Raw genomic sequence first — 23,776 nt, 5'->3', positions numbered from 1 at the left:
TTCCCAGCGCCGAAGCCCATGCACGAACAGTATCAGCCCCGCGAAATCGAAGCCGCCGCACAGTCCCACTGGGACGCGCAGAACTCCTTTGTTGTGGGCGAGCAGCCCGGCAAGGAAACCTTCTACTGCCTGTCGATGTTCCCCTACCCGAGCGGCAAGCTGCACATGGGGCACGTGCGCAACTACACCATCGGTGACGTGATCGCCCGCTACCAGCGCATGCAGGGCAAGAACGTGCTGCAGCCGATGGGCTGGGACGCCTTCGGCATGCCGGCGGAAAACGCCGCGATGAAGAACCAGGTGGCGCCGGCCAAGTGGACCTACGAGAACATCGCCTACATGAAGTCCCAGCTGAAATCGCTGGGTCTGGCGGTGGACTGGACGCGCGAAGTCACCACCTGCAAGCCCGACTACTACCGCTGGGAGCAGTGGCTGTTCACCAAGCTGTTCGAGAAGGGCGTGATCTACCGCAAGAACGGTACCGTCAACTGGGATCCGGTGGATCAGACCGTACTGGCCAACGAGCAGGTCATCGACGGCCGCGGCTGGCGCTCCGGCGCGCTGATCGAGAAACGCGAAATCCCCATGTACTACTTCAAGATCACCGCCTACGCGGATGAACTGCTGAGTAGCCTGGACGAGCTGACCGGCTGGCCGGAACAGGTCAAGACCATGCAGCGCAACTGGATCGGCAAGAGCTTCGGCGCCGATATCGTGTTCGACTACGACGTCGCCAGCATCGGCATCGACGGCCAGCTGAAAGTCTACTCGACCCGCCCCGACACCCTGATGGGCGCCACCTACGTGGCCGTGGCCGCCGAGCATCCGCTGTCGCAGCGCGCCGCCGAGAGCAATCCGGCCATCGCCGCCTTTATCGCCGAATGCAAGGCCGGCTCCGTGGCCGAGGCCGATATGGCCACCATGGAGAAGAAGGGCGTGGCCACCGGCCAGTTCGTCATCCACCCGCTGACCGGCGACAAGCTGCCGGTATTCGTTGCCAACTACGTCCTGTGGGGCTATGGCGAAGGCGCGGTGATGGCCGTTCCGGCCCATGACGAGCGCGACTTCGAGTTCGCCAACAAGTACAGCCTGCCGATCAAGCAGGTCTACGCCGCCGCCGACAAGGCCTACGACGCTGCCACCTGGCAAGCCTGGTATGGCGACAAGGAAGGCCTGGCCACCATCAATTCCGGCAAGTACGACGGCAAGGATTTCACCACTGCCTTCGACGCCATAGTCGCCGACCTGGAAGCCAGCGCCCACGGCGCGCGCAAGACCCAGTTCCGCCTGCGCGACTGGGGCATCAGCCGCCAGCGTTACTGGGGCTGCCCGATCCCGATCATCCACTGCGCCAGCTGTGGCGACGTGCCGGTGCCGGACGACCAGCTGCCGGTAGTGCTGCCGGAAGACGTGGTGCCGGACGGCGCCGGCTCGCCGCTGGCCAAGATGCCCTCGTTCTACGAGTGCACCTGCCCGAAATGCGGCAGCGCGGCCAAGCGTGAAACCGACACCATGGACACCTTCGTCGAGTCGTCCTGGTACTACGCGCGCTACGCCTCGCCGAACTACACCCAGGGCATGGTCGATCCAGCCGCCGCCAACCACTGGCTGCCGGTCGACCAGTACATCGGCGGCATCGAACACGCGATCCTGCACCTGCTCTACGCGCGCTTCTTCCACAAGCTGATGCGCGACGAAGGCCTGGTGACCTCCAACGAGCCGTTCAAGAACCTGCTGACCCAGGGCATGGTGGTCGCCGAGACCTACTACCGCACCCTGGATAACGGCGGCAAAGACTGGTTCAACCCGGCCGACGTGGAAGTCGAGCGTGACGCCAAGGCCAAGGTCATCGGCGCCAAGCTGAAGTCCGACGGCCTGCCGGTGGAAATCGGCGGCACCGAGAAGATGTCCAAGTCGAAGAACAACGGCGTCGACCCGCAGTCGATGATCGACGCCTACGGCGCCGATACCTGCCGCCTGTTCATGATGTTCGCCTCGCCGCCCGACATGAGCTGCGAGTGGTCGGACGCCGGCATCGAAGGCGCCAACCGCTTCCTGCGTCGCGTCTGGCGCCTGGCCCACAGCCATGTCAGCGCCGGCCTGCCGGGCGCGCTGGATGTCGCCAACCTGTCCGACGAGCAGAAGGCCGTGCGCCGCGCCATTCACCTGGCCATCAAGCAGGCCAGCAACGATGTCGGCCAGCACCACAAGTTCAACACCGCCATCGCCCAGGTGATGACCCTGATGAACGTGCTGGAAAAAGCCGCGACCGCCAGCGCCCAGGATCGCGCCCTGCTGCAGGAAGGCCTGCAGACCGTGGCCCTGCTGCTGGCGCCGATCACCCCGCACATCTGCCACGAGCTGTGGCAGCAGCTGGGCAAGGCCGGCGCGATCATCGACGCACAGTGGCCGCAGGTCGACGAATCCGCCCTGGTACAGGACAACCTGACCCTAGTAATCCAGGTCAACGGCAAGCTGCGTGGCCAGATCGACGTGCCGGCCTCGGCCTCCCGCGAGGAAGTCGAAGCCGCCGCCCGCGCCAACGAGAACGTGCTGCGCTTCACCGAAGGCGTGACCATTCGCAAGGTCATCGTGGTACCGGGCAAGCTGGTCAACATCGTTGCCAATTGAAATCGGTCGCCAACTGATTAAGCTCGGCGCCATGCCGCATGGCGCCGTGACTCTCCAAGGGGATAGAAGAGAATGATGAAACGGAATCTGGTGGTAATCGGCCTGAGCCTGCTGCTCGGCGCCTGCGGCTTCCAGCTGCGCGGCACCGGCAGCAACGAATTCGCTATCAAGGAAATCGACCTGCAGGCACGCAACGCCTACGGCCAAACCGCCAAGCAGCTGCAGCAGCTGCTGGAGAACAGCGGCGTCAACGTCCACAGCGGCGCCCCGTACAAGCTGTACCTGGCCAAGGAAGAGGAAACGCAACGCACCGCCAGCTACACCAGCACCGCGCGCAACGCCGAGAACGAGCTGAGCACCCGCCTGACTTACGAGATCCGCGGTGCCAAGAACGCCCTGCTGTACACCGACCAGCTGGAAGTGCTGAGCACCTACGTGCACGATGAGAACAACCTGATCGCCTCCGACCAGGAGTCCGTCCAGCTGCGCCAGGAAATGCGCCGCGAACTGGTACAGCAACTGGCCATGCGCCTGCAGCTGATCACCCCGGCCCGCCTGGAACAGCTGCAACAGGAAGCCGACGCCCGCGCCCAGGCCGAAGCCGAAGCTGCAGCCGCGGCCCGCCGCGCCGAACAGGAATCGGCGCCGCTGCAGTCGCCGATCCAGCTGCCGATCAGCCAGTAAGCAGACAAGGGCCGGGAAACCGGCCCTTTTCGCAAGTGACGAAGTTCGACCCGCGATGAAACTCAACCCCGCGCAACTCGGCAAACACCTGCAAGGCAGCCTCGCCCCGGTCTACGTGATCAGCGGCGACGAACCGCTGCTGTGCCAGGAAGCCGCCGACGCCATCCGCGCCGCCACCCGTGCCCAGGGTTTCAGCGAGCGCGAGGTGTTCCACGCCGAAGCCAACTTCGACTGGGGCCTGCTCTACGAGGCTGGTGCCAGCCTGTCGCTGTTCGCCGAGAAGCGTGTCATCGAACTGCGCATCGCCAACGGCAAGCCTGGCGACAAGGGCACTGCGGCGATCCTCGAATACCTCGAGCGGCCGCCGGAAGACACCCTGCTGCTGATCAGCGTGCCCAAGCTCGACGGCGCCACGCAGAAGACCAAGTGGGCCAAGGCCCTGATCGACGGCCCGCACAGCCAGTTCCTGCAGATCTGGCCGGTGGACGCCGCCCAGCTGCCGCAGTGGGTTCGTCAGCGCCTGGCCCAGGCCGGCCTGAATGCCAGCCAGGAAGCGGTGGAACTGATCGCCGACCGGGTGGAAGGCAACCTGCTGGCTGCCGCCCAGGAAATCGAGAAGCTCAAGCTGCTGGCCGAAGACAACCAGATCGACGCTGCCACCGTGCAGGCGGCAGTGGCCGACAGCGCGCGCTACGACGTGTTCGGCCTGATCGACGCGGTGCTCGGCGGCGACGCCGCGCATGCCCTGCGCATGCTCGAAGGCCTGCGCGGTGAAGGGGTCGAGGTGCTGTTCATCCTGGTCATGCTGGCCCGCGAGCTGCGCCAGCTGGCCGCCATCGCCCAGCAGATTGCCCAGGGCGTGCCACAGGACAAGGCCTTCGCCTCTGCCCGCCCGCCGGTCTGGGACAAGCGCAAACCGCTGGTCAGCAAGGCCCTGCAGCGCCACAGCGCGGCGCGCTGGAACCAGCTGCTGCTGGATGCCCAGCGCATCGACGCGCAGGTCAAGGGCCAGGCTCCGGGCGATGCCTGGAGCAGCCTGGCGCGCCTGGCCCTGCTGATGGCCGGGCAGCGCCTGACGCTGAGCGAATAGCGCCACTGGACAATATTCGTACAGCGGCGCATAGTCCGCGCCGCCCGCACTGTCGCGGGCCCGGCGAGGACAACTCTGATGAGCAGAAAAGCCCCCAAGCGGCCGAACCAGGCCAAATCCCTAGTCGCCCAACCGCTGTTCCGCTGCCGCCAGGAACAGCCGAAGAAAGGCAAAGGCAGCTACCGCCGCGAAGCCTCCCAGCAAAACTGGGAGGCTTCTTGCTTTATGGGCGCCTGAAAACGGCTTGCCATGCTAAGGTCGCGGTCTGTTTGGCAAGACCGAGACTGCCCCGATGTTCCACCCTGCCGCCAAGGCCCGCCTGGGCTGCCTGTTCACTGCCAGCGCCCTGCTGCTCTGCGCCTGCGCCGAAACCCCGACACCCGCTACCGATGCCCCGCTGGCCAGTCCCGCGCCGGCGACCACGCCCAGTGCACCGCGCCAGGTCGAGGTAGCCGTCAGCCCGGCAGCGAGTTACCGCAGCTTCACCGACTGGCGCGACGCCTTCCGCCGCAAGGCCCTGCGCGCCGGCATCCAGGCCGACCTGTTCGACCGTGCCTTCGCTGGCATCGCCCCGGATCAGGCAGTGGTCGATGCCGACCGCAGCCAACCCGAATTCACCCGCCCGGTGTGGGAATACCTGGAAGGCGCCACCTCGCCAGTGCGTGTGCGCAAAGGCCAGGCTCTGCTCGCCGAGCACGCCGCCACCCTCAGCGCCATCGAGCAGCGCTACGGCGTCGACCGCGAGACCCTGGTGGCGATCTGGGGCATGGAGAGCAGCTTCGGCCAGTTCATGGGTGACAAGTCGGTGATCGGCTCGCTGGCCACCCTGGCCTATGAAGGGCGTCGCCCGCAGTTCGCCGAGGAGCAGCTGCTGGCCGCCCTGCAGATCCTGCAGAGCGGCGACACCAGCCCGAGCGGCCTGCGCGGCTCCTGGGCCGGGGCCATGGGCCAGACCCAGTTCATCCCCACCACCTACCTGACCCACGCAGTGGACTTCGACGGCGACGGTCGCCGCGATATCTGGAGCTCCAGCGCCGATGCCCTGGCCTCGGCCGCCCACTACCTGCAGGCCTCCGGCTGGCGCAAGGGCCAGCCTTGGGGCATGCAGGTGGCCCTGCCCAGTGGCTTCGACTATGCCCTGGCCGATACCGAGGTGCGCAAGACCTATGCCCAGTGGTACGCGCTGGGCGTGAAGGGCACGCCACAACAGGTCGACCCGAACGACAGCGCCTACCTGCTGCTGCCGGCCGGCCACCGCGGCCCGGCCTTCCTGGTGTTCGCCAACTTCCGCGCAATCCTCAAGTACAACAACTCCTCGTCCTACGCCCTGGCCGTCGGCCTGCTCGGCGAGCGTTTCGGCGGTGGCGGCCTGGTACAGGGCGACTGGCCGCGTGACGAGCGCCCGCTCAGTCGCAGCGAGCGCATCGCCCTGCAGGAAGGCCTGGCCGCCCGCGGCTTCGACCCGGGGGCGGCGGACAGCATCATTGGCGCCAACACCCGCCGCGCCATCCGCGCCTTTCAGCAGAGCCTGGGCTGGCCGGCCGACGGCTACCCCACCGAGAAGCTGCTGCAGCAACTGCGCTGAGCAAGGCTGCTGCGCGTCGGCCGGGCATTGCTGGAAGGCAGCCTCGGGGGCTCGCCAACTCCGCGCGCCTAGCCCGGCTCTAGCTCGCGAGCCTGCGTGCTAGGCCATAGCCCAGAGATGGGCGGCGACCAGTGCGCGCCAGGGCGCGAACGCGGCCAGCCAGTCGCGCACGAACGGCTGGTCGAGCTTGTCTGCCGCACCCAGCAGGCGCTGCAGCTGCCGGCGCACCGCAGCATCGCCGTGCAGCGAGCCATCGAGGCGGGCAAAACCGCGCAACAGGGCGTAATCCGCCGTCCACGGGCCGATGCCCTTCAATGCCAGCAGGCGCTCACCGATCGCCTCGGCCGGCTCGTCAGCCAGCCACTGATCGAGCGGCAGACGCCCCTCGACCACCTCGCGGGCGAGCAGCAGCAAGGTCTGGCTCTTGGCCCGGGAGAAGCCGGCCTGGCCCAGGGTGTCCGCGTCCAGCGCCGCCACCGCTGGCGCATCCGGATAACACAGCAAGCCGCTGGAGTGCTGCCGCCCGCTCAGGCGGATCAACTGGCGGCGCAAGGCAATCGCCACCGGCAGGCTGATCTGCTGGCCACTGATGGCCCAGGTCAGCGCCTCGAACGGCGTGGCCGACTGCGGCACGCGCAAACCTCGGTTGGCGGCGATCAGCGCCCCCAGCAAGGGATGATCGGCATGGGCCGCCTCGAAGGCCGGCACCGGCTGGGTCAGCCCCAGCATGCGCTCGGCCAGCCCCTGCAGCGCCTGGCTATCGCCCGCTACGGCGCCATCGAGCTGCAGCGTCACGCGTACCCGCCCGGCGGCGAAGCGCAGCCCCAGGCAGGCCGGCTGCCCGTCCCAGAGAATGCCCTTGTCCAGGCCGTCGTCCGTGACCCGCTCGGCCACAGCCTGGGCATCGCGGCGGTGGAAACTCAGCAGGTCGGCCACTCGGTAGTCGGCAGGCAACGGCAAGTCACATTCGAGAAGGCTCATTCCGTACTTTCACCCTACATAAGTGGCAACGCTGTCCGCCGCCAGGCAACTCGGCCGCCGGACTACACTGGCTAGACCACTGAGCCCGCAGACGCGGTCGCACAGCGCCTCAGGCACGCAAGGACGCGCTGCCGAAAAGCAGCCATGGAGTGCCAGGCCCCCAATCCACAAGGTGCCCTCGCGATGTTCAACAGCAAACTGAAGGAAGAGCTGCAGCAGCTACGCAATGAGCTGGCCAGCATGCGCCAGATCAAGGACTCGATCTACAGCGAAATGCTGGTGCTGGAAATAGACCCCGAAGGTCGGATCCGCTATGCCAACGACGACTTTATTAACACCATGCTCTATCAGCGCGAAGCCCTGCTGGGACGCCCGCTGGACAGCCTGATTCCCGAGTCCTTCCGCCGCGAAGACAACTACCGCAAGCTGCAGCAGGCCCTGCGCAGCTACGAACACCTGTGCGGCGCCTATCGCCTGCTGCGGGGCGACGGCGAGGAAGCCTGGTTACGCGCCATCTGGCAGCCAGTCATGAACAGCCGCAACCAACTGGCCTACTTCACCCTGTGCGCCACCGACCTGACCCGCACCATCAGCACCTCCAAGGAACACGAGGGGCTGATCGGCGCCCTACTGCGCTCCACGGCGGTCATCGAATTCAATCTGGCCGGCGAGGTACTCACCGCCAACCAGCGCTTCCTCGATGGCATGGGTTACCGCCTGGAACAGATCAAGGGCAAACACCACCGCATGTTCTGCTCGGCCGAGGAATCCGCCTCGCAGGAATACCGCGACTTCTGGGCCCGCCTCAATCGCGGCGAATTCGTCGCCGGACGCTTCAAGCGGGTCGACAGCCATGGCCGCGAAGTCTGGCTGGAAGCCTCCTACAACCCGGTACGCGACCATCACGAACGCCTGTACAAGGTGGTCAAGTTCGCCACCGTGATCACTGACCAGGTCAACCAGGAACAGGCCGTGGCCGAAGCGGCAAACATCGCCTACAGCATCTCCCGGCAGACCGACGACAGCGCCAACAAGGGCGCTGCCGTGGTCAGCCAGACCGTCAGCGTGATGCAACGCATCGCCCGCCAGCTGCAGGAAGCCAGCGATGGCATCGAGGCCCTGGACAAGCAGTCGCAACTGATCAGCAGCATCATGCAGACCATCCGTGGCATCGCCGACCAGACCAACCTGCTGGCCCTCAACGCCGCCATCGAAGCCGCCCGCGCCGGCGAGCAGGGTCGTGGCTTCGCCGTGGTGGCCGACGAGGTACGCCAGCTGGCCGGGCGCACCAGCCAGGCCACCGAGGAAATAGTCGAGGTAGTACAGAAGAACCAGAGCCTGGCCCAGGGCGCCGTGGCCAGCATGGCCAGCAGCAGCCAGCAGGCCGAACAGGGCCTGAACCTGGCCAACGAGGCTGGCGCGGTGATAGTCGAGATTCAGGACGGCGCCCAGCAGGTGGTTCAGGCCATCGGCCAGTTCGCCAACCAGCTGAAGAACTGACGCCGCCGGCAGGCGCCTGGCAATGCCGCCACTGGGCGCCGCGGACGGTGCCGGCAGCCATCTATGGTAGACTGGGCCCTGGCCAAAAGCCCTCCTACCGAAGCCCCTACCGGAGCCGAGACTTCGATGTCCGATACCGCCTCGCCCAAGCCCGTATCCAGCGGCGAAAAATTCCGCAACTCCCAGGGAATCACTGCGATCAAGGATGGCCAGAAGCGCCGCGCTTCGGCCGAGCCGCAGACCGTCGAACCCAAGCCGAGCTGGTTGCGGGTCAAGGCGCCAAGCGGCAGCCGCTTCGAGGCGGTCAAACGCAACGTCAGCGAACATCGCCTGAGCACCGTCTGCCAGGAATCCCACTGCCCGAACATGGGCGAGTGCTGGTCCAACGGCACCGCCACCATCATGCTGATGGGGTCGGTCTGCACCCGCGCCTGCCGCTTCTGCGCGGTCGACACCGGCAACCCGAACGGCTGGCTGGATCTGGAAGAGCCGCAGAATACCGCCAAGTCGGTGGAGCTGATGGGCCTGCGCTACATCGTCCTGACCTCGGTGGATCGCGACGATCTGCCCGACGGCGGCGCCGCTCACTACGCTGCCTGCGTGCAGGCGATCAAGGCCAATACGCCGCAGGTGGTGGTGGAAGCCCTGACCCCGGACTTCGATGGCGACCATGAGGCTATCGCCCGCGTGGTGGACTCCGGCCTGGAGGTGTTCGCCCAGAACGTCGAGACGGTCAAGCGCCTGACCCACGTGGTGCGCGACCCGCGCGCCGGCTACGAGAAGACCCTCAAGGTGCTGGAGCACGCCAAGCGCCATCGCCCCACGGTCATCACCAAGACCAGCCTGATGCTGGGCCTGGGCGAGACCGACGAGGAAATCCTGCAGACCATGGATGACCTGCGCGCCATCGGCGTCGACATCCTCACCCTCGGCCAGTACCTGCAACCGACCCGCAACCACCTGAAGGTGCAGCGCTGGGTCAGCCCCGAGGAATTCAACCGCTTGCGCGACATCGGCCTGGAAAAGGGCTTCATGGAAGTCGCCGCCGGCCCGCTGGTACGCTCCAGCTACCGCGCCGACCGGGTGTTCGAGAAGAACAACCTGGGCCTGGCCGCCCCGGCTCCGGTACCCGGCCAGCAGCAGGACGGCAGCCTGATTCCGACGCTCAACCTGAACTGACCCGCAGTCCAGATACAAAAAAGGCCCTGTGGCATCCGCCCCAGGGCCTTTTGCTTGGCGTCTATCTCAACCTTCAGAGGTAACCCAAACGCTCGCGCAGGGCGCGCTCCAGGCGCTGCGCCACCTCGTCGAACGCGGGCGGCGTGGCGAGCAGATCCTTGAGCTGGATCATCTTCAGGCCGGCATAACCGCACGGGTTGATGCGGCGGAACGGCGCCATGTCCATGTCGACATTCAATGCCAGGCCGTGGAACGAGCAGCCATTGCGCACCCGCAGGCCCAGCGAGGCGATCTTGTCGCCCTTGACGTAGACGCCCGGGGCGTCGGCCTTGGGCGCCGCCTCGACACCATAGCCGGCCAGCACATCGACCAGCGCCCGCTCCATGGCAGTGACCAGCTCGCGCACCCCCAGCTTCTGCCGACGCAGATTGAGCATCAGGTAGGCCACCAGTTGGCCGGGGCCATGATAGGTAACCTGGCCACCGCGCTCGACCTGCACCACCGGGATATCGCCAGGCGCCAGCAGGTGCTCGGGCTTGCCGGCCTGGCCCTGGGTGAACACCTGCGGATGCTGCAGCAGCCAGATTTCGTCTGGGGTCTGCTCATCACGCTCGGCGGTGAAGCTGCGCATGGCTTCCAGGGTCGGCAGATACTCCACCAGCCCCAGGTAACGCACGACGAGCTCTGCCACTAGAGCACCATGTGCACGCGGCCAGTGGCCTTCAGGTCGAGGTGAATGGCCTGCAGCTGCTCGACGCCGGTGGCGGTGATCAGCACCTGCACCGAGAGGAAGCGGCCGTTGCGGCTGTCGCGTACCACCAGGCTGGTGGCGTCGAGGCCGGGGGCGTGGCGCTGGATCACTTCGACCACTAGGTCGGCGAAACCATCGCCTGCCTCGCCGATCACCTTGATCGGATAGCGCTCGCAGGGGAATTCGATTTTCGGGGCTTGTACGTCGGTATCGGTCATGGCTACTCCGCGGGCTTATGGCCCTGGAACCTGCCGGCGCACTGGCGAGCAGGTTCTGAAAAGCAGAACGCCCCGGTTAGGGGCGTCCTTGGTATTAGTTGAACAGTCCGTAGAAGAACAGGCGGATGCTATCCCACAGGCGGCGGAAGAAGCCACCTTCGTCGACAGCCTCGAGGGCCACCAGGTCGGCGCTGTGCACCAGCTCCTCGCCCAGTTTGACCTCGACCTTGCCGATCACCTGACCCTGCTGGATCGGCGCGACCAACTGCGGCTCCAGCACCATGCTGGCCTTCAGCTGTTTGACCTGGCCCTTGGGCAGGGTCATGGTCAGATCCTCGGCCAGGCCGGCCTTGACCTGACGCGCGACACCTTTCCACACGCCAGCCTGGGCCAGCTCTTCACCTTTTTTGTAGAAGGTCTGGCTCTCGAAGAAGCGGAAGCCGTAGGTCAGCAGCTTCTGGGTCTCGGCGGCACGGGCCTGCTCATTGGCGGTACCGAACACGGCGGTGATCATCCGCGCGCCTTCGCGCACGGCGGAAGCCACCAGGCAGAAGCCGGCCTCGGCGGTGTGGCCGGTCTTCAGGCCGTCGACGGTCTTGTCGCGCCACAGCAGCAGGTTGCGGTTACCCTGCTTGATGTTGTTCCAGTAGAACTCTTTCTGCGAGTAGATCGCGTAGTGATCGGCGTCTTCGTTGATGATGGCGCGGGCCAGGATCGCCATGTCATGGGCGCTGGAGTAGTGCTCCGGATCCGGCAGGCCGGTGGCGTTCATGAAGTGCGAGTTTTTCATGCCGAGCTTCTCGGCGGTCTCGTTCATCATGTCGGCGAAGGCGTCTTCGCTGCCGGCGATGTACTCGGCCAGGGCGATGCTGGCGTCGTTGCCGGACTGGATGATGATGCCGTGCAGCAGGTCATCGACCTTCACCTGGCTGTTCAGCGGCAGGAACATGGTGGAGCCGCCGGAAGCGGCACCGCCGGTGCGCCAGGCGTGCTCGCTGACGGTCACCAGATCCTGCTCGCCGATCTTGCCCTTGCGGATTTCCAGGGTAGCGATGTAGGCGGTCATCAGCTTGGTCAGGCTGGCCGGTGGCAGGCGCTGGTCGCTGTTGTTTTCCACCAGCACCTTGCCGCTGGCGGCGTCCAGCAGCACGTAGGACTTGGCGGCCAGTTGCGGGGCGGACGGAATCACCTGCTCGGCAGCCCAGGTGAGCGGCGCAGTGAACAGCAGGGCGAACAGGGATAGGCGTTGGGCAAAGCGGGAGATATTCATCCGTCTCTCTGAAAGGTCGGTTCAACAGTTATGCCGCCGCACCGCAGTGCGACGGCCTTCAGCACCGTCCCGGAATACCCGGCCGGTACACGAATCAAGCCTCAGTCGGGGCGCACCAGGGTCGGCTGACCGAGGTTGGCCAGGCGCACGCTGTCCTGTAGCTGCTGCGCTTCACCCGGCGTTCCGATCGGCCCCAGGCGCACGCGGTGCAGGATCTGCTGGTTGCGCACCACCGAGCTGATAAAGGCCGGGGCAGCCACGGTCTGGCTCAGCTTCTCCTTGAGAAGCTCCGCAGCGTCCGGATTGGCGAAGGCGGCCACCTGGAGATACAGGCCAGACGCTCCGACTGAATCGTTTTTTTTTGCGTCGATCTGCACCGGCACCACGGCCGCGGCGTGCTGTTCGACCGGCGGGGTGTACTGCTCGACCGGCTGTGCCGAAGCCAGGGTGGTGCTGGCCGGCTGGGCCACCGGCGTGCTGGCCATCTTCGGCTGCGCCAGCACCATCGGCACCGGACGGCCCTGCTGGGCCCACCACTCGTGGGGGTCGATACCCTCGACCTTGACCCGCGCGGTGCCAACTTCGGCATAGCCGAGCTTCTTCGCCGCGGCGAAGGACAGATCGATGATGCGATCCGAGTAGAACGGGCCACGGTCGTTGACCCGCACGATCACGCTCTTGCCATTCTCCAGGTTGGTCACCCGCACGTAGCTGGGCAGCGGCAGGGTCTTGTGCGCGGCGGTCATGCCGTACAGGTCATAGGCCTCGCCATTGGCGGTGGCCTGGCCGTGGAACTTGGTGCCGTACCAGGAAGCGGTGCCCAGCGCGCTGTAGCGGCGGGCATCGTTGAGCGGGTAGTAGGTCTTGCCCAGCACCGTGTAGGGGTTGGCCTTGTAGGCACCGTAGTGCGGCATCGGCACGGCGTCGGGGATGCGTGACACGTCGACGTCCCACCAGGGCGCGCCGTCGCGATGCGGACGGTTGAAATCGCTCGGCCCGGAAATCGGCTGCGAACCCGGCGCCACCGGCTGCGGCGCGCGCTGGCTGGAACAGCTCACCAGGGCCAGGCCGACGGCGACCACAGCCACTCGCGACAGGCTCAGCTTCATTGCAGGCCTCGCTTGGCGAGCAGCTCGCCGGACAGCTGGTGCACCGCCATGGCGTACATGGCGCTGCGGTTATAGCGGGTGATGACGAAGAAGTTGGGCAGGCCCATCCAGTACTCGTCACCGTCGGCACCGTCGAAGCGGAAGGCAGTCACCGGTACATCGTCACGCAGCACATCGCCACTGATCCAGCCCAGGGCGCGCAGCTGGCCGACAGTCAGCACCGGGTCGAGGCCAACGGTGAGGCCGCTGTCGACCTGCTCGCCCTTGACCTGGGCGCGGCTGACCACCGGCGCGCCCATCGTCCAGCCATGGCGCTTGAAGTAGCTGGCGACGCTGCCGATGGCGTCCACCGGGTTGTTCCAGATATCGATGTGGCCGTCGCCGTCGAAGTCCACCGCGTAGGCACGGAAGCTGCTCGGCATGAACTGCGGCAGGCCCATGGCCCCGGCGTAGGAGCCCTTGAGGCTGAGCGGGTCGACCTGCTGCTCGCGCGACAGGATGAGGAACTCCTTGAGCTGCTGGCAGAAGAACTCGGCCCGCGGCGGGTAATCGAAGCACAGGGTCGACAGCGAATCGAGCACGCGCCAGCTGCCGGTATTGCCGCCGTAGAAGGTTTCCACGCCGATGATCGCGACGATCACCTGGGCCGGCACACCGTATTCCTTCTCGGCCCGAGCCAGGGCCTCGGCATTCTGGCTCCAGAAGCTCACGCCCTTGCTGATGCGCGCCTCGGTGATGAAGATCGGCCGGTAGTCCTTCCACGGCTTGACCTTCTCGGCCGGGCGCGAGATGGCATCGAGAATCGCCTGTTTGCGCTCCACCTGATTGAACAGCGTGGTCAGCTGCTCGCCGGCGAAACCATAGTCGCGGGTCATCTCGGCGACGAAGGTTGCCACCTGCGGCGAACCTTCATAATCCCCGGCCATAGCGCTCTGTCCCAGCATGCCTGCCAGCCCCACCCAGAGCACGCTGCGAACCCAGCGGCGCAATGCTTGCTTCAAATTCTTCACTCTTATCAAACCTGGGCGATCCACTTGCGATGCGTGTGAACCGCCATCAAAACCCCAAACCCTGACAACAGCGTCACCAAATGAGTTCCGCCGTAGCTAATGAAGGGCAGAGGCACCCCCACCACCGGCAACAGGCCACTGACCATGCCGATATTGACGAACACGTACACGAAGAAGGTCATGGTCAGGCTGCCGGCCAGCAGCTTGCCGAACAAGCTCTGCGCCTGGGCCGTGATGATCAGGCCGCGGGCGATCAGCAGCAGGTACACCAGCAGCAGGATACACACCCCGACCATGCCGAACTCTTCGCTAAGCACGGCAATGATAAAGTCCGTATGACTTTCCGGCAAAAAATCCAGATGAGACTGGGTACCCAGCAGCCAGCCCTTGCCCAGCACGCCACCGGAACCGATAGCCGCCTTGGACTGGATGATGTTCCAGCCGGTGCCCAGCGGATCGCTCTCCGGGTCGAGGAAAGTCAGCACGCGCTGCTTCTGGTACTCGCGCAACACGAAGAACCACATGGTCACCGCCACCGGCACCACCGCCGCCAGCGCACCGAGAATCCAGCGCCACTGCAGGCCGGCCATGAACACCACGAAGCCGCCGGAAGCCAGGATCAGCAGGCCGGTACCGAGATCCGGCTGCTTGGCGATCAATACGAAGGGAATCACGATCAGCACCAGGCTGACCACGATGTGCTTGAGCTTGGGCGGCAGGTTGTGCCGCGCCAGGTACCAGGCGATGGTCGCCGGCATGATGATCTTCATGAATTCCGAGGGCTGGAAGCGGATCACCCCGGGAATGTTGATCCAGCGCGTGGCCCCCATGGCCGTGTGGCCCATGACCTCGACCACGGTCAGCAGGCCGACGCCGACCACATAGGCCAGCGGCACCCAGCGCGCCATGAAGCGCGGCTCGAACTGGGCGATGACGATGGCGGCGAAGATGCCCAGGCCGAAGGAGCTGGCCTGCTTGATCACCAGATCCCAGTTCTTGCCGCTGGCCGAATACAGCACGAACAGGCTGCCGGCCCCCAGCACCAGGAGGATCAGCAGCAGCCAACCGTCGATGTGCAGGCGCTGCAGCAGGGTGGCGCGGCGCTTGAACACGTCCTCCTGGGAGATGGTGCGGTCGAAGTTACTGTTCATGCACGACACTCACGGGTGCCGCCTCGGGCTGCGGCGGGCGGTATTCGGGTTTCAGCTGGCCGTCGGGGCCCAGCAGCCAGGCGTCCATGACCTGCTTGGCCACCGGCGCGGCAACGCTGGAGCCGCCCTCGCCGTTCTCGATCATCACCGACACGGCGATCTTCGGGTCGCTGGCCGGCGCATAGGCGATGAACAGCGCGTGGTCGCGGTGGCGTTCGTTGATCTTGCTGCGGTCGTACTTCTCGCCCTGCTTGATCGCCACCACCTGCGCCGTACCGCTCTTGCCGGCGAAGCGATAGACCGCCGTGGCACCGACCTTGGCCGCAGTACCGCGCGGGGCGTTGACCACCATTTCCATGCCGTTGCGCGCGTAATCCCAGAACTTCGGGTCACGCAGCACGATATCCGGCATCGGGTTGGGGTCTACCGGCTTGCTGCCCTCGATGTCCTTGGCCAGGTGCGGGCGAATCCACTTGCCGCGGGTGGCCATCAGCGCCGCCGCCTGGGCCAGCTGCAGCGGCGTGGCCTGCATGTAGCCCTGGCCGATACCGAGGATCAGGGTCTCGCCGGGGAACCAGGCCTGACGGTAGCGCGCGCGCTTCCAGTCGCGCGAGGGCATCAGCCCTTCGGCTTCCTCGTTCATGTCCAGGGCGACCTTCTGGCCGAAGCCGAAGCGGCTCATGTTGTCGTGCAGGCGATCGATGCCCATCTTGTGCGCGACATCGTAAAAGTAGGTGTCGTTGGAGCGCATGATCGCCATCTCCAGGTTCACATAGCCGTCGCCCGTGCGGTTCCAGTTGCGGTACTTGTGGCTGTTGCCAGCCAACTGGTAGTAGCCCGGGTCGAACACCCGGGTCTGCGGGGTGACCACGCCGGTCTCCAGGGCGGACACCGCGACCATCGGCTTGACCGTCGAGCCTGGTGGGTACAGGCCGCGCAGTACGCGGTTGTACAGCGGCCGGTCGATCGAGTCGCGCAGCTCGGCATAGGCCTTGAAGCCGATGCCGGTGACGAAAGGGTTGGGGTCGAAACTCGGCTGGCTGACCATCGCCAGCACCTCGCCCGAGCTCGGCTCGATCGCCACCACCGCACCACGGCGCCCGCCCAGGGCCTGCTCGGCAGCCTCCTGCAGGCGCACATCGAGGCTCAGGGTGATGTCCTTGCCCGGCTGCGGGTCGGTGCGCTTGAGCACGCGCAGCACGCGGCCGCGGGCATTGGTCTCGACTTCCTCATAACCCACCTCGCCATGCAGCTCGGCCTCGTAGAAACGCTCGATGCCGGTCTTGCCGATATGGTGGGTGCCGCTGTAGTTGACCGGATCGAGCTCCTTGAGCTCCTTCTCGTTGATCCGCCCGACATAGCCGACCGAGTGGGCGAAGTGCTCGCGCTGCGGGTAGTGGCGCACCAGCTGGGCCGCCACGTCCACCCCCGGCAGGCGGAACTGATTGACCGCGATGCGGGCGATCTGCTCCTCGGTCAGCTCGAACAGGATCGGCACCGGCTCGAACGGCCGCCGCCCCTGGCGCATGCGCTTCTCGAACAGGGCGCGGTCGTCCGGGGTCAGCTCCAGCACCTCGACTATCACGTCGAGCACCTGCTGCCAGTCGCCGCTGGAGCGCTCGCGGGTCACCGTCAGGCTGAAGCTCGGCCGGTTGTCGGCGATGATCACCCCGTTGCGGTCGAAGATCAGCCCGCGGGTCGGCGGGATCGGCTGCACGTGGATGCGATTGTTCTCCGCCAGGGTCGAGTGGTAGTCGTACTGGATCACCTGCAGGTAGTACATGCGCGCGATCAGCACGCAGGTCAGCAGCACCACCGCCACGCCGCCGACCACGACGCGCCGACGCACCAGGCGGGCATCCTTCTCGTGGTCCTTCAGGCGGATCGGTTGCGGCATCGAAGACTACTTAGCAGGGCGGCAGGTTATTTGTGATACGGGTGGCCGGACAGCACCGTCCAGGCCCGGTAGATCTGTTCACCGATCAGGATGCGTACCAGCGGATGCGGCAAGGTCAGCGGCGACAGCGACCAGCGCTGCTCGCTGCGCGCGCACACTTCCGGCGCCAGCCCCTCGGGACCGCCGACCATCAGGTTGACCGTGCGCGCATCCAGGCGCCAGCGTTCCAGCTCGGCAGCCAGCTGCTCGGTGCTCCACGGCTTGCCTGTGACCTCCAGGGTCACGATGCGTTCACCGGGCTGCACCTTGCTCAGCATGGCCTCGCCTTCCTGGCGGATCATCCGCGCCACGTCGGCATTCTTGCCGCGGGTGGTCAACGGAATCTCGACCAGGTCGAGGCTCAGCTCGGGCGGCAGACGTTTGGCATATTCCTGCCAGCCATCCCCCACCCAGCGCGGCATGCGCGAGCCGACAGCGATCAGCTTGATACGCACGTCAGCGGCTTATTCCGGCTGATCCAGATGGTGCGCGCGGCTCTGCTCGGCACCCTGCCACAGGCGCTCCAGGTCGTAGAACTGGCGAGTGGCGACCTGCATCACATGCACCACCACATCGCCCAGGTCGAGCAGGGCCCACTCGCCGCCGTCCAGACCCTCGCTGCCGATCGGGCGCACGCCCTGCTCCTTGACCTTCTCCAGCACCTCGTTGGCCATCGACTTGACGTGACGGCTGGAGGTACCACTGGCGATCACCATGAAATCGGTGACGCTGGTCTTGCCGCGCACATCGATGGTGGTGATATCGGCGCCTTTCATGTCTTCCAGGGCCGCAACGGCGACCTTGACCAGTTCTTCGTTTTGCATCGTTACCTCATGACTCGGTTTGCCCACGGTACAGCCCGTGAGCATGGATATAGGCCAGCACGGCGTCGGGTACCAGAAAACGTACCGAACGCCCCTCTGCCAGCAAATGGCGAATCTGCGTGGCAGACACCGCCAGCGGTGTCTGCCAGACAAAAGCAATCTGCCCGCCAGCCCCTGCCAGGGCCTGCGGGTCGTTCACACTGCGCGCCGCCAGCAGGTCGCGCAGTGCTTCCGGCGCCTCGCTGTCGGCGTCCGGCCGCTGCAGCACGAGGATATGGCAGTGCTCCAGCAATTCCTGCCAGCGGTGCCAGGTCGGCAGCCCGCAGAAGGCATCCCAGCCCAGCAGGAGAAACAGCTGGTCGTCCACCGCCAGTTCACCCCGCACCGACTCCAGGGTGTCGTAGGTGAACGACGGCTTGGCCCGCCGCAGCTCGCGGTCATCCACCGCCAGTCGCAGCTCGCCAGCCACCGCCAGCTCGACCATGGCCAGGCGCTGCTCGGCCGTGGCCTGCGGCGCCTCGCGGTGCGGCGGACGGGCGCTGGGGATCAGCCGCAGCTCATCCAGCCCCAGCTGCTCGGCCACCTCGAGGGCGCCGCGCAGATGGGCGATGTGCACCGGGTTGAAGGTGCCACCCAGAATCCCGATGCGCCGCGCCATCAGGTGCGGATGTGTCCGTCGCCGAACACCACGTACTTCTCGCTGGTCAGGCCTTCCAGGCCGACCGGGCCGCGGGCGTGCAGCTTGTCGGTGGAGATGCCGATCTCCGCCCCCAGGCCGTACTCGAAACCATCGGCGAAACGGGTCGAGGCATTGACCATCACCGAGGCGGAATCCACTTCGGTGAGGAAGCGCCGCGCATCACTGAAGTTCTCGGTGATGATCGCGTCGGTGTGCTGCGAGCCGTACTGGTTGATATGCGCGATGGCCGCGTCCAGCGAGTCGACGATGCGAATCGCCAGGATCGCCGCGTTGTACTCGGCGTACCAGTCATCTTCAGTGGCTTCCAGCACATCGCTGCCGAGCAGGGCGCGGGTGGCGGCGTCGCCACGCAGCTCGACGCCCTTGTCGCGGTAGATGGCGGCCAGCGGCGGCAGCACGCGGCCGGCGACGGCCTGGTGCACCAGCAGGGTTTCCATGGCGTTGCACGGCGAGTAGCGCTGGGTCTTGGCGTTGTCGGCCACGCGAATGGCCTTGGCCTCGTCGGCGGCGACGTCGATGTAGACATGGCAGACGCCGTCCAGGTGCTTGATCACCGGCACCTTGGCGTCGCGGCTGATGCGCTCGATCAGGCCCTTGCCGCCGCGCGGGACGATCACGTCGACGAACTCCGGCATGCTGATCAGCGCGCCGACGGCGGCACGGTCGGTGGTTTCCACCACCTGCACAGCGCTGGCCGGCAGGCCGGCTTCGGCCAGGCCGAGCTGGATGCAGCGGGCAATCGCCTGGTTGGAATGGATCGCCTCGGAGCCGCCGCGCAGGATGGTGGCGTTGCCGGACTTCAGGCACAGGCTGGCGGCATCGATGGTCACGTTGGGACGCGACTCGTAGATGATGCCGATCACGCCCAGCGGCACGCGCATCTTGCCGACCTGGATGCCGGACGGCATATAACGCATGCCCTGGATCTCGCCGATCGGATCCGGCAGGGTGGCGACCTGGCGCAGGCCTTCGATCATCGAGTCGATCACTGCCGGAGTCAGCGCCAGGCGGTCGACCATGGCCGGTTCCAGGCCATTGGCGCGGGCGGCGGCCAGATCCAGTTCGTTGGCGGCGGTCAGCTCGGCGCGGGCAGCGTCGAGGGCATTGGCGGCGGCCTGCAGGGCGCTGTTCTTCTGCGCGGTGCTGGCGCGGGCGAGCACCCGCGAGGCTTCGCGCGCGGCGCGGCCCAGGCGGGTCATGTAGTCGAGCACGGACTCGGTCATGGTCGGCGGACGTCTGGCAGTGAGAAAAAGGGGCTGATTATAGCGACAGCGCCGCCCCGCGCCCAGCACTGCCGGGCGGACGGCCAGGCATCGGCAACATCGCGCCACAAGATTCGTCCCGCACGCCGGCCGGCATTGCTAAGATCGCGCCACTTCGCCCGCCCGGATCCCCCATGCGCCCCCTGCCCTGGCCTGCCGCCCAGCCGCTGCCCGACAGCTTCTTCGACCGCGACGCGCAGACCCTCGCCCGCGCCCTGCTGGGCAAGGTCATCCGCCATCGCCACCAGGGCCACTGGCTGGCCGCGCGGATCATCGAGACCGAGGCCTACTACCTGACGGACAAGGGCAGCCACGCTTCGCTCGGCTACACCGCCAAGCGCCACGCGCTATTCATGGATGGAGGGCACATCTATATGTACTACGCGCGCGGCGGCGACTCGCTGAACTTCAGCGCCCACGGCGCCGGCAACGCGGTACTGATCAAGTCCGCCCAGCCCTGGGTCGACGAGCACTGCGCCGCCGATGCCCTGGCGCGGATGCAGGCCAACAACCCGGCCGCCGACGGCAGCCCGCGCCCGGCCGAGCGCCTGTGTGCCGGGCAGACCCTGCTGTGCAAGGCCCTCGGCCTCAAGGTGCCGGACTGGGATGGGCAGCGCTTCGACCCGCAGCACCTGTTCGTCGAAGATGCCGGCGCGCGCCCGGCGCAGATCATCCAGACCACCCGCCTGGGCATTCCCCATGGCCGCGACGAGCACCTGCCCTACCGCTTCGTCGATGCCGCCCAGGCCCGTCACTGCACACGCAACCCACTGCGTCGCGGCCAGCTTGAAGGGCGCGACTATCACTTGCTGGACAACGAGGACGCCTGAACATGGGCCACTGGTTCGACACCCTGACCCTCTGGCTGGAAGCCAACCCGCAATGGCTGGGCCTGAGCATCTTCGCCGTGGCCTGCCTGGAATGCCTGGCCGTGGCCGGCATCCTGATCCCCGGCACCCTGCTGCTGTTCACCCTCGGCGTACTGGCCGGCAGCGGCTCCCTCGGCCTCGGTGAGACCCTGCTGCTGGCCTATGCCGGCGGCTTGCTCGGCGATGCGATTTCCTATGGCCTGGGCCGCCGTTTCCACCAGGGCATTCGTGGCCTGCCGGTGCTGCGCGACCACCCCGAGTGGCTGGGCAGCGCAGAGAAGTACTTCCAGCGCTACGGCGTGGTCAGCCTGCTGGTCGGCCGCTACATCGGCCCGCTGCGACCGATGCTGCCGCTGGTGGCCGGCATGCTCGACATGCCCTTCGTGCGCTTCGCCCTGGTCAGCCTACTGGCCGCCGCCGGCTGGGCGGTGGCCTACATGCTGCCGGGCTGGGCCACCGGCGCGGCCCTGCGCCTGCCGCTGCCGGAAGGTTTCTGGAGCGCCGCCGGGCTGGTCGCCGCCGGCCTGGCCGTGTTGCTGCTGGTGGTGATCCACAGCAGCCTGCGCGAACAGCGCTGGGCCACCATTCTGGCCGCCGGCCTGAGCGGCAGCCTGCTGCTGGCCCTGCTGCTGGGCTGGCCGCACCTGAGCAGTCTCGACCAGGGTCTGATGACCCTGGTGCAGGAACAGCGCAGCCCAGCCCTGGACAGCCTGGCGCTGCTGGTCACCGGGCTGGGCAATTTCGCCACCCAGCTCGCCGCCGGCGTGCTGCTGACCCTGCTGCTGTTGCTCTGCCGGCGCCAGGCGGCCGCCCTGTTCGTCGCCGGCTGCATGCTCGGCACCGCCCTGCTCAATACCGCCCTCAAGCAGCTGTTCGCCCGCGCCCGCCCGGAGGTGCTGCTGCAGCCGCTGGACAGTTTCAGCCTGCCCAGTGGCCACAGCTCGGCGGCCTTCGCCCTGTTCCTCGCCCTCGGCGTGCTGGCCGGGCGCGGCGCGCCGGCACGCACGCGCCTGACCTGGCTGCTGCTGGCCAGCCTGCCGGCGCTGGCGATTGCCCTGTCGCGGGTCTATCTGGGGGTGCACTGGCCCACCGACATCCTCGCCGGCGCCCTGCTCGCCGGCAGCGTGTGCGCCGCCAGCCTGGCCCTGCTGCAGCGGCGCACGCTGATGGCGCCACTGGGCGCGCGGGTATGGTGGCTGATTCTGCCGGCGACCCTGGCCCTGCTTGCCGGCGTCAGCCTGTGGGCACTGCCGGAGGCGCTCCTGCAGTACCGCTACTGAGCACGCCTCAGGCAGTCAGCTCGCCCTGCAGCTGATCGAGGAACGCCTGGATCAGCTCCAGGCGCTGCTGCGGCTGATCCTGTTGCAGCACCTGCAGCTTCTGCTCGATGGGGAACGGCAACAGGTAGGCCAGCTGGTTGGCCAGCACCTGCTGGCCGCCGACCGCTCCGCCCATGCCCAGGCTGGCCACCAGCGGATGCTCGGCCAGGGCGGCCAGCAGCGCCGCCAGGTCGGCATGGTTGCCCTGCAGCGGCACTTCCTCGGCCTCATCCAGCCAGTCCACCGCGGCCAGGGTCAGCTGGTCGGCCTGGGCCGCGCTGTGCTGCACGTGAAAGCGCCGGCCGCCCTCGACACGGATGCCGAGCAGGCCGTTGGGGCGTTGCTGGAAGTCGCGGATCAGCGCCTCGCAACCGACCGCGGCAAAGCGCTGCGGCGCCGCGCCGACTTCCGTGCCGTCGAGGATGCCGACCACACCGAAGCCGCTGCCACGGCGCATGCAGGCGCTGATCATGTCCAGGTAGCGTGCCTCGAAGATCTGCAGATCGAGGATGCAGCCGGGAAACAGCACGGTATTGAGGGGGAACAGCGGGTAGTCCGCGGTGCCGCTCATGCGATCAGCACCACGGCCAGCGGCAGGATCACCGCAGTGAGCATGCCCATCAGGCTCATCGCCAGGGCGGCGAAGGCGCCACACTCGTCGCCCTCCTGCAGCGCCCGCGCCGTACCCACCGCATGGGCGGTGATGCCCAGCGCCAGGCCCTGGGCCGCCGGGTGATGCACGCCGATGCGCCGCAGCAGCTCGGGGCCGCACATGGCGCCGAGCACCCCGGTGATCAGCACGAACACTGCGGCCAGGGCCGCCACCCCGCCGATCTGCTCGGCCACCAGCATGGCGATAGGTGAAGTCACCGACTTCGGCGCCAGGGTCATCAGCATCATGTGGTCGGCGCCGAACGCCCAGGCCAGCGCCACTCCCAGCACCGTGGCCAGAGTGCCGGCCACGCCCAGGGTGATCAGCACCGGCCACAGCAGCGCGCGGATGCGCCGCAGGTTGAGGTACAGCGGTACGGCCAGGGCCACGGTGGCCGGGCCGAGCAGCACGCTGAGCAGCTGGGTGCTGCTGCGGTACTCCGGGTAGCTCAGGCCGCAGGCCAGCAGCACGCCGATCAGCACCGCCATGGATACCAGCACCGGCTGCAGAAACACCCAGCGGGTCTTCTCGTAAGCGGCCAGCGCCAGCTGGTACACCGCCAGGGTGATGCCGACACCGAACAGCGGATGGTGGATCAGCGCCTGGCCGGCGCCCTGCCAGTCGGGGCTCATGCCTGCTCCTCGGCGCGCTTCTGCCGCTCGATCAGCTTCTGCATCAGCCAGCCGGCGAACAGCAGCGACAACAGCAGCGACAGTCCCAGCGCACCGGCCAGGGCCCAGAAGTCGTCGGCGATCTGCCCGGCGTAGACCATCACCCCCACCGCCGGCGGCACCAGCAGCAGCGGCAGGTAACGCAGCAGCGCGGCCGCCGACTCGCTGAGCGACTCGCTCACCCCGCCACTGAGCAGCAGGTAGGCAAACAGCAGCAGCATGCCGATGATCGGCCCCGGCAGCATGGGCAGGAACAGGCTATTGCAGGCAGTGCCGAGCAGCTGGAACAGCACCAGCCAGGTCAGGCCGCGTAACAGCATGGAAGGCTCTCCGACAAGGGTGGCGCCCATTATAGGCATGCCTTTGGGGGCGTCATAAACCGCG

Annotated in this window: 24 protein-coding genes and 1 pseudogene; 10 read left to right on the top strand and 15 right to left on the bottom strand. The window is 66.9% G+C overall.

Annotation, left to right across the window (positions count from 1 at the left end; all coding sequences use genetic code 11):
* The first annotated feature begins 18 nt into the window (after positions 1–18).
* The 5 genes from leuS to A9179_RS03200 all read left to right on the top strand — a co-directional run bounded on the left by leuS (position 19) and on the right by A9179_RS03200 (position 5,990).
* On the top strand, positions 19–2,631 hold the full coding sequence (leuS, locus tag A9179_RS03220; protein ID WP_187804422.1) for a leucine--tRNA ligase: 2,613 nt from the start codon (positions 19–21) through the stop codon (positions 2,629–2,631).
* Positions 2,632–2,703: 72 nt separating this feature from the next.
* Positions 2,704–3,315, top strand: a complete 612-nt coding sequence (locus tag A9179_RS03215) for an LPS-assembly lipoprotein LptE (protein ID WP_187804421.1) — start codon at positions 2,704–2,706, stop codon at positions 3,313–3,315.
* Positions 3,316–3,370: 55 nt separating this feature from the next.
* Positions 3,371–4,405 carry a DNA polymerase III subunit delta gene (gene holA, locus A9179_RS03210; RefSeq protein WP_187804420.1) on the top strand — a complete coding sequence of 345 codons (1,035 nt, stop codon included), beginning with the start codon at positions 3,371–3,373 and terminating at the stop codon, positions 4,403–4,405.
* Positions 4,406–4,483: 78 nt separating this feature from the next.
* Positions 4,484–4,642, top strand: coding sequence for an alternative ribosome rescue factor ArfA (arfA, locus tag A9179_RS03205; RefSeq protein WP_187804419.1), 159 nt, complete (start codon positions 4,484–4,486; stop codon positions 4,640–4,642).
* A 55-nt stretch (positions 4,643–4,697) separates the two neighbouring features.
* Positions 4,698–5,990 (top strand): lytic murein transglycosylase, encoded by a 1,293-nt coding sequence (locus A9179_RS03200; protein ID WP_187804418.1) that lies wholly within the window; start codon positions 4,698–4,700, stop codon positions 5,988–5,990.
* A 99-nt stretch (positions 5,991–6,089) separates the two neighbouring features.
* Here A9179_RS03200 and A9179_RS03195 read toward each other — a convergent pair whose 3' ends face one another.
* Positions 6,090–6,971 carry a DNA-3-methyladenine glycosylase family protein gene (locus tag A9179_RS03195; protein ID WP_187804417.1) on the bottom strand — a complete coding sequence of 294 codons (882 nt, stop codon included), beginning with the start codon at positions 6,969–6,971 and terminating at the stop codon, positions 6,090–6,092.
* 144 nt (positions 6,972–7,115) lie between these two features.
* Here A9179_RS03195 and A9179_RS23145 point away from each other — a divergent pair.
* The 3 genes and pseudogenes from A9179_RS23145 to lipA all read left to right on the top strand — a co-directional run.
* A pseudogene (locus tag A9179_RS23145) lies at positions 7,116–7,931 on the top strand (PAS domain-containing protein); the annotation flags it as partial.
* The gene (locus A9179_RS23140) at positions 7,911–8,471 is read left to right on the top strand and encodes a methyl-accepting chemotaxis protein (protein WP_394354749.1); all 561 of its coding nucleotides are present in this window, start codon (positions 7,911–7,913) and stop codon (positions 8,469–8,471) included. The pseudogene A9179_RS23145 and the gene A9179_RS23140, both read left to right, overlap by 21 nt.
* Positions 8,472–8,597: 126 nt before the next feature.
* The gene (lipA, locus tag A9179_RS03185; RefSeq protein WP_187804415.1) at positions 8,598–9,650 is read left to right on the top strand and encodes a lipoyl synthase; all 1,053 of its coding nucleotides are present in this window, start codon (positions 8,598–8,600) and stop codon (positions 9,648–9,650) included.
* A gap of 73 nt (positions 9,651–9,723) precedes the next feature.
* Here lipA and lipB read toward each other — a convergent pair whose 3' ends face one another.
* From lipB to A9179_RS03130, 11 genes are all read right to left on the bottom strand, one after another.
* Positions 9,724–10,341, bottom strand: coding sequence for a lipoyl(octanoyl) transferase LipB (gene lipB, locus A9179_RS03180; RefSeq protein WP_187804414.1), 618 nt, complete (start codon positions 10,339–10,341; stop codon positions 9,724–9,726).
* Complete coding sequence (locus A9179_RS03175; protein ID WP_187804413.1) at positions 10,341–10,619, bottom strand: DUF493 domain-containing protein; 279 nt, start codon at positions 10,617–10,619, stop codon at positions 10,341–10,343. Before A9179_RS03175 ends, lipB begins: the two co-directional genes overlap by 1 nt.
* Positions 10,620–10,713: 94 nt before the next feature.
* Positions 10,714–11,889 (bottom strand): D-alanyl-D-alanine carboxypeptidase family protein, encoded by a 1,176-nt coding sequence (locus A9179_RS03170; protein WP_187804412.1) that lies wholly within the window; start codon positions 11,887–11,889, stop codon positions 10,714–10,716.
* Between the two features lie 101 nt (positions 11,890–11,990).
* On the bottom strand, positions 11,991–12,998 hold the full coding sequence (locus tag A9179_RS03165; RefSeq protein ID WP_187804411.1) for a septal ring lytic transglycosylase RlpA family protein: 1,008 nt from the start codon (positions 12,996–12,998) through the stop codon (positions 11,991–11,993).
* A complete protein-coding gene (gene mltB, locus A9179_RS03160; RefSeq protein WP_187808481.1) occupies positions 12,995–13,942 on the bottom strand; it encodes a lytic murein transglycosylase B in 948 nt (315 codons plus the stop codon). Before mltB ends, A9179_RS03165 begins: the two co-directional genes overlap by 4 nt.
* 71 nt (positions 13,943–14,013) lie before the next feature.
* Positions 14,014–15,159 (bottom strand): rod shape-determining protein RodA, encoded by a 1,146-nt coding sequence (rodA, locus tag A9179_RS03155; RefSeq protein WP_187804410.1) that lies wholly within the window; start codon positions 15,157–15,159, stop codon positions 14,014–14,016.
* Positions 15,149–17,056, bottom strand: a complete 1,908-nt coding sequence (gene mrdA, locus A9179_RS03150) for a penicillin-binding protein 2 (RefSeq protein WP_187804409.1) — start codon at positions 17,054–17,056, stop codon at positions 15,149–15,151. Before mrdA ends, rodA begins: the two co-directional genes overlap by 11 nt.
* A gap of 26 nt (positions 17,057–17,082) precedes the next feature.
* Positions 17,083–17,550, bottom strand: a complete 468-nt coding sequence (gene rlmH, locus A9179_RS03145) for a 23S rRNA (pseudouridine(1915)-N(3))-methyltransferase RlmH (protein WP_187804408.1) — start codon at positions 17,548–17,550, stop codon at positions 17,083–17,085.
* 9 nt (positions 17,551–17,559) lie between these two features.
* A complete protein-coding gene (gene rsfS / locus A9179_RS03140; RefSeq protein WP_187804407.1) occupies positions 17,560–17,919 on the bottom strand; it encodes a ribosome silencing factor in 360 nt (119 codons plus the stop codon).
* A 7-nt stretch (positions 17,920–17,926) separates the two neighbouring features.
* A complete protein-coding gene (gene nadD / locus A9179_RS03135) occupies positions 17,927–18,577 on the bottom strand; it encodes a nicotinate-nucleotide adenylyltransferase (protein ID WP_187804406.1) in 651 nt (216 codons plus the stop codon).
* Positions 18,577–19,842: a glutamate-5-semialdehyde dehydrogenase gene (locus tag A9179_RS03130; protein ID WP_187804405.1), complete on the bottom strand. Its 1,266-nt coding sequence runs from the start codon at positions 19,840–19,842 to the stop codon at positions 18,577–18,579. The genes nadD and A9179_RS03130 overlap by 1 nt, the downstream gene beginning before the upstream one ends.
* Positions 19,843–20,015: 173 nt before the next feature.
* Between A9179_RS03130 and A9179_RS03125 the strand changes: the two genes are divergently transcribed.
* Positions 20,016–20,711 carry a DNA-3-methyladenine glycosylase gene (locus tag A9179_RS03125; RefSeq protein ID WP_187804404.1) on the top strand — a complete coding sequence of 232 codons (696 nt, stop codon included), beginning with the start codon at positions 20,016–20,018 and terminating at the stop codon, positions 20,709–20,711.
* 2 nt (positions 20,712–20,713) lie between these two features.
* A complete protein-coding gene (locus tag A9179_RS03120; protein ID WP_187804403.1) occupies positions 20,714–22,030 on the top strand; it encodes a bifunctional DedA family/phosphatase PAP2 family protein in 1,317 nt (438 codons plus the stop codon).
* A 7-nt stretch (positions 22,031–22,037) separates the two neighbouring features.
* On the opposite strand, the gene A9179_RS03115 is transcribed toward A9179_RS03120, so the two are convergent.
* Genes A9179_RS03115 through A9179_RS03105 form a run of 3 tightly spaced genes read right to left on the bottom strand, consistent with a single transcriptional unit; the run spans position 22,038 to position 23,712 of the window.
* The gene (locus A9179_RS03115; RefSeq protein WP_187804402.1) at positions 22,038–22,640 is read right to left on the bottom strand and encodes an LON peptidase substrate-binding domain-containing protein; all 603 of its coding nucleotides are present in this window, start codon (positions 22,638–22,640) and stop codon (positions 22,038–22,040) included.
* Entirely contained in the window at positions 22,637–23,353 is a 717-nt protein-coding gene (locus A9179_RS03110; RefSeq protein ID WP_187804401.1) for an LrgB family protein, read from the bottom strand. The genes A9179_RS03115 and A9179_RS03110 overlap by 4 nt, the downstream gene beginning before the upstream one ends.
* Positions 23,350–23,712 (bottom strand): CidA/LrgA family protein, encoded by a 363-nt coding sequence (locus A9179_RS03105; protein ID WP_187804400.1) that lies wholly within the window; start codon positions 23,710–23,712, stop codon positions 23,350–23,352. The genes A9179_RS03110 and A9179_RS03105 overlap by 4 nt, the downstream gene beginning before the upstream one ends.
* Positions 23,713–23,776: the final 64 nt, after the last annotated feature.

Origin of the sequence: Pseudomonas alcaligenes, from assembly GCF_014490745.1 — a bacterium.
Lineage (GTDB): Bacteria > Pseudomonadota > Gammaproteobacteria > Pseudomonadales > Pseudomonadaceae > Aquipseudomonas > Aquipseudomonas alcaligenes_C.
This window is presented reverse-complemented; position numbering and strand designations above follow the sequence as displayed.

Excerpts from the sequence above, each read along its gene's own strand:
- lipA (WP_187804415.1), top strand. The coding sequence starts at position 8,598 with ATGTCCGATACCGCCTCGCCCAAGCCCGTATCCAGCGGCGAAAAATTC.
- arfA (WP_187804419.1), top strand. The coding sequence starts at position 4,484 with ATGAGCAGAAAAGCCCCCAAGCGGCCGAACCAGGCCAAATCCCTAGTC.
- A9179_RS03110 (WP_187804401.1), bottom strand. The coding sequence starts at position 23,353 with ATGAGCCCCGACTGGCAGGGCGCCGGCCAGGCGCTGATCCACCATCCG.
- rsfS (WP_187804407.1), bottom strand. The coding sequence starts at position 17,919 with ATGCAAAACGAAGAACTGGTCAAGGTCGCCGTTGCGGCCCTGGAAGAC.
- A9179_RS03175 (WP_187804413.1), bottom strand. The coding sequence starts at position 10,619 with ATGACCGATACCGACGTACAAGCCCCGAAAATCGAATTCCCCTGCGAG.
- nadD (WP_187804406.1), bottom strand. The coding sequence starts at position 18,577 with ATGGCGCGGCGCATCGGGATTCTGGGTGGCACCTTCAACCCGGTGCAC.
- A9179_RS03115 (WP_187804402.1), bottom strand. The coding sequence starts at position 22,640 with ATGAGCGGCACCGCGGACTACCCGCTGTTCCCCCTCAATACCGTGCTG.
- A9179_RS03105 (WP_187804400.1), bottom strand. The coding sequence starts at position 23,712 with ATGCTGTTACGCGGCCTGACCTGGCTGGTGCTGTTCCAGCTGCTCGGC.
- A9179_RS03125 (WP_187804404.1), top strand. The coding sequence starts at position 20,016 with ATGCGCCCCCTGCCCTGGCCTGCCGCCCAGCCGCTGCCCGACAGCTTC.
- A9179_RS03195 (WP_187804417.1), bottom strand. The coding sequence starts at position 6,971 with ATGAGCCTTCTCGAATGTGACTTGCCGTTGCCTGCCGACTACCGAGTG.
- mltB (WP_187808481.1), bottom strand. The coding sequence starts at position 13,942 with ATGCTGGGACAGAGCGCTATGGCCGGGGATTATGAAGGTTCGCCGCAG.
- A9179_RS03215 (WP_187804421.1), top strand. The coding sequence starts at position 2,704 with ATGATGAAACGGAATCTGGTGGTAATCGGCCTGAGCCTGCTGCTCGGC.
- leuS (WP_187804422.1), top strand. The coding sequence starts at position 19 with ATGCACGAACAGTATCAGCCCCGCGAAATCGAAGCCGCCGCACAGTCC.
- A9179_RS03165 (WP_187804411.1), bottom strand. The coding sequence starts at position 12,998 with ATGAAGCTGAGCCTGTCGCGAGTGGCTGTGGTCGCCGTCGGCCTGGCC.
- holA (WP_187804420.1), top strand. The coding sequence starts at position 3,371 with ATGAAACTCAACCCCGCGCAACTCGGCAAACACCTGCAAGGCAGCCTC.
- rodA (WP_187804410.1), bottom strand. The coding sequence starts at position 15,159 with ATGAACAGTAACTTCGACCGCACCATCTCCCAGGAGGACGTGTTCAAG.
- A9179_RS03200 (WP_187804418.1), top strand. The coding sequence starts at position 4,698 with ATGTTCCACCCTGCCGCCAAGGCCCGCCTGGGCTGCCTGTTCACTGCC.
- mrdA (WP_187804409.1), bottom strand. The coding sequence starts at position 17,056 with ATGCCGCAACCGATCCGCCTGAAGGACCACGAGAAGGATGCCCGCCTG.
- A9179_RS03130 (WP_187804405.1), bottom strand. The coding sequence starts at position 19,842 with ATGACCGAGTCCGTGCTCGACTACATGACCCGCCTGGGCCGCGCCGCG.
- A9179_RS03170 (WP_187804412.1), bottom strand. The coding sequence starts at position 11,889 with ATGAATATCTCCCGCTTTGCCCAACGCCTATCCCTGTTCGCCCTGCTG.
- A9179_RS03120 (WP_187804403.1), top strand. The coding sequence starts at position 20,714 with ATGGGCCACTGGTTCGACACCCTGACCCTCTGGCTGGAAGCCAACCCG.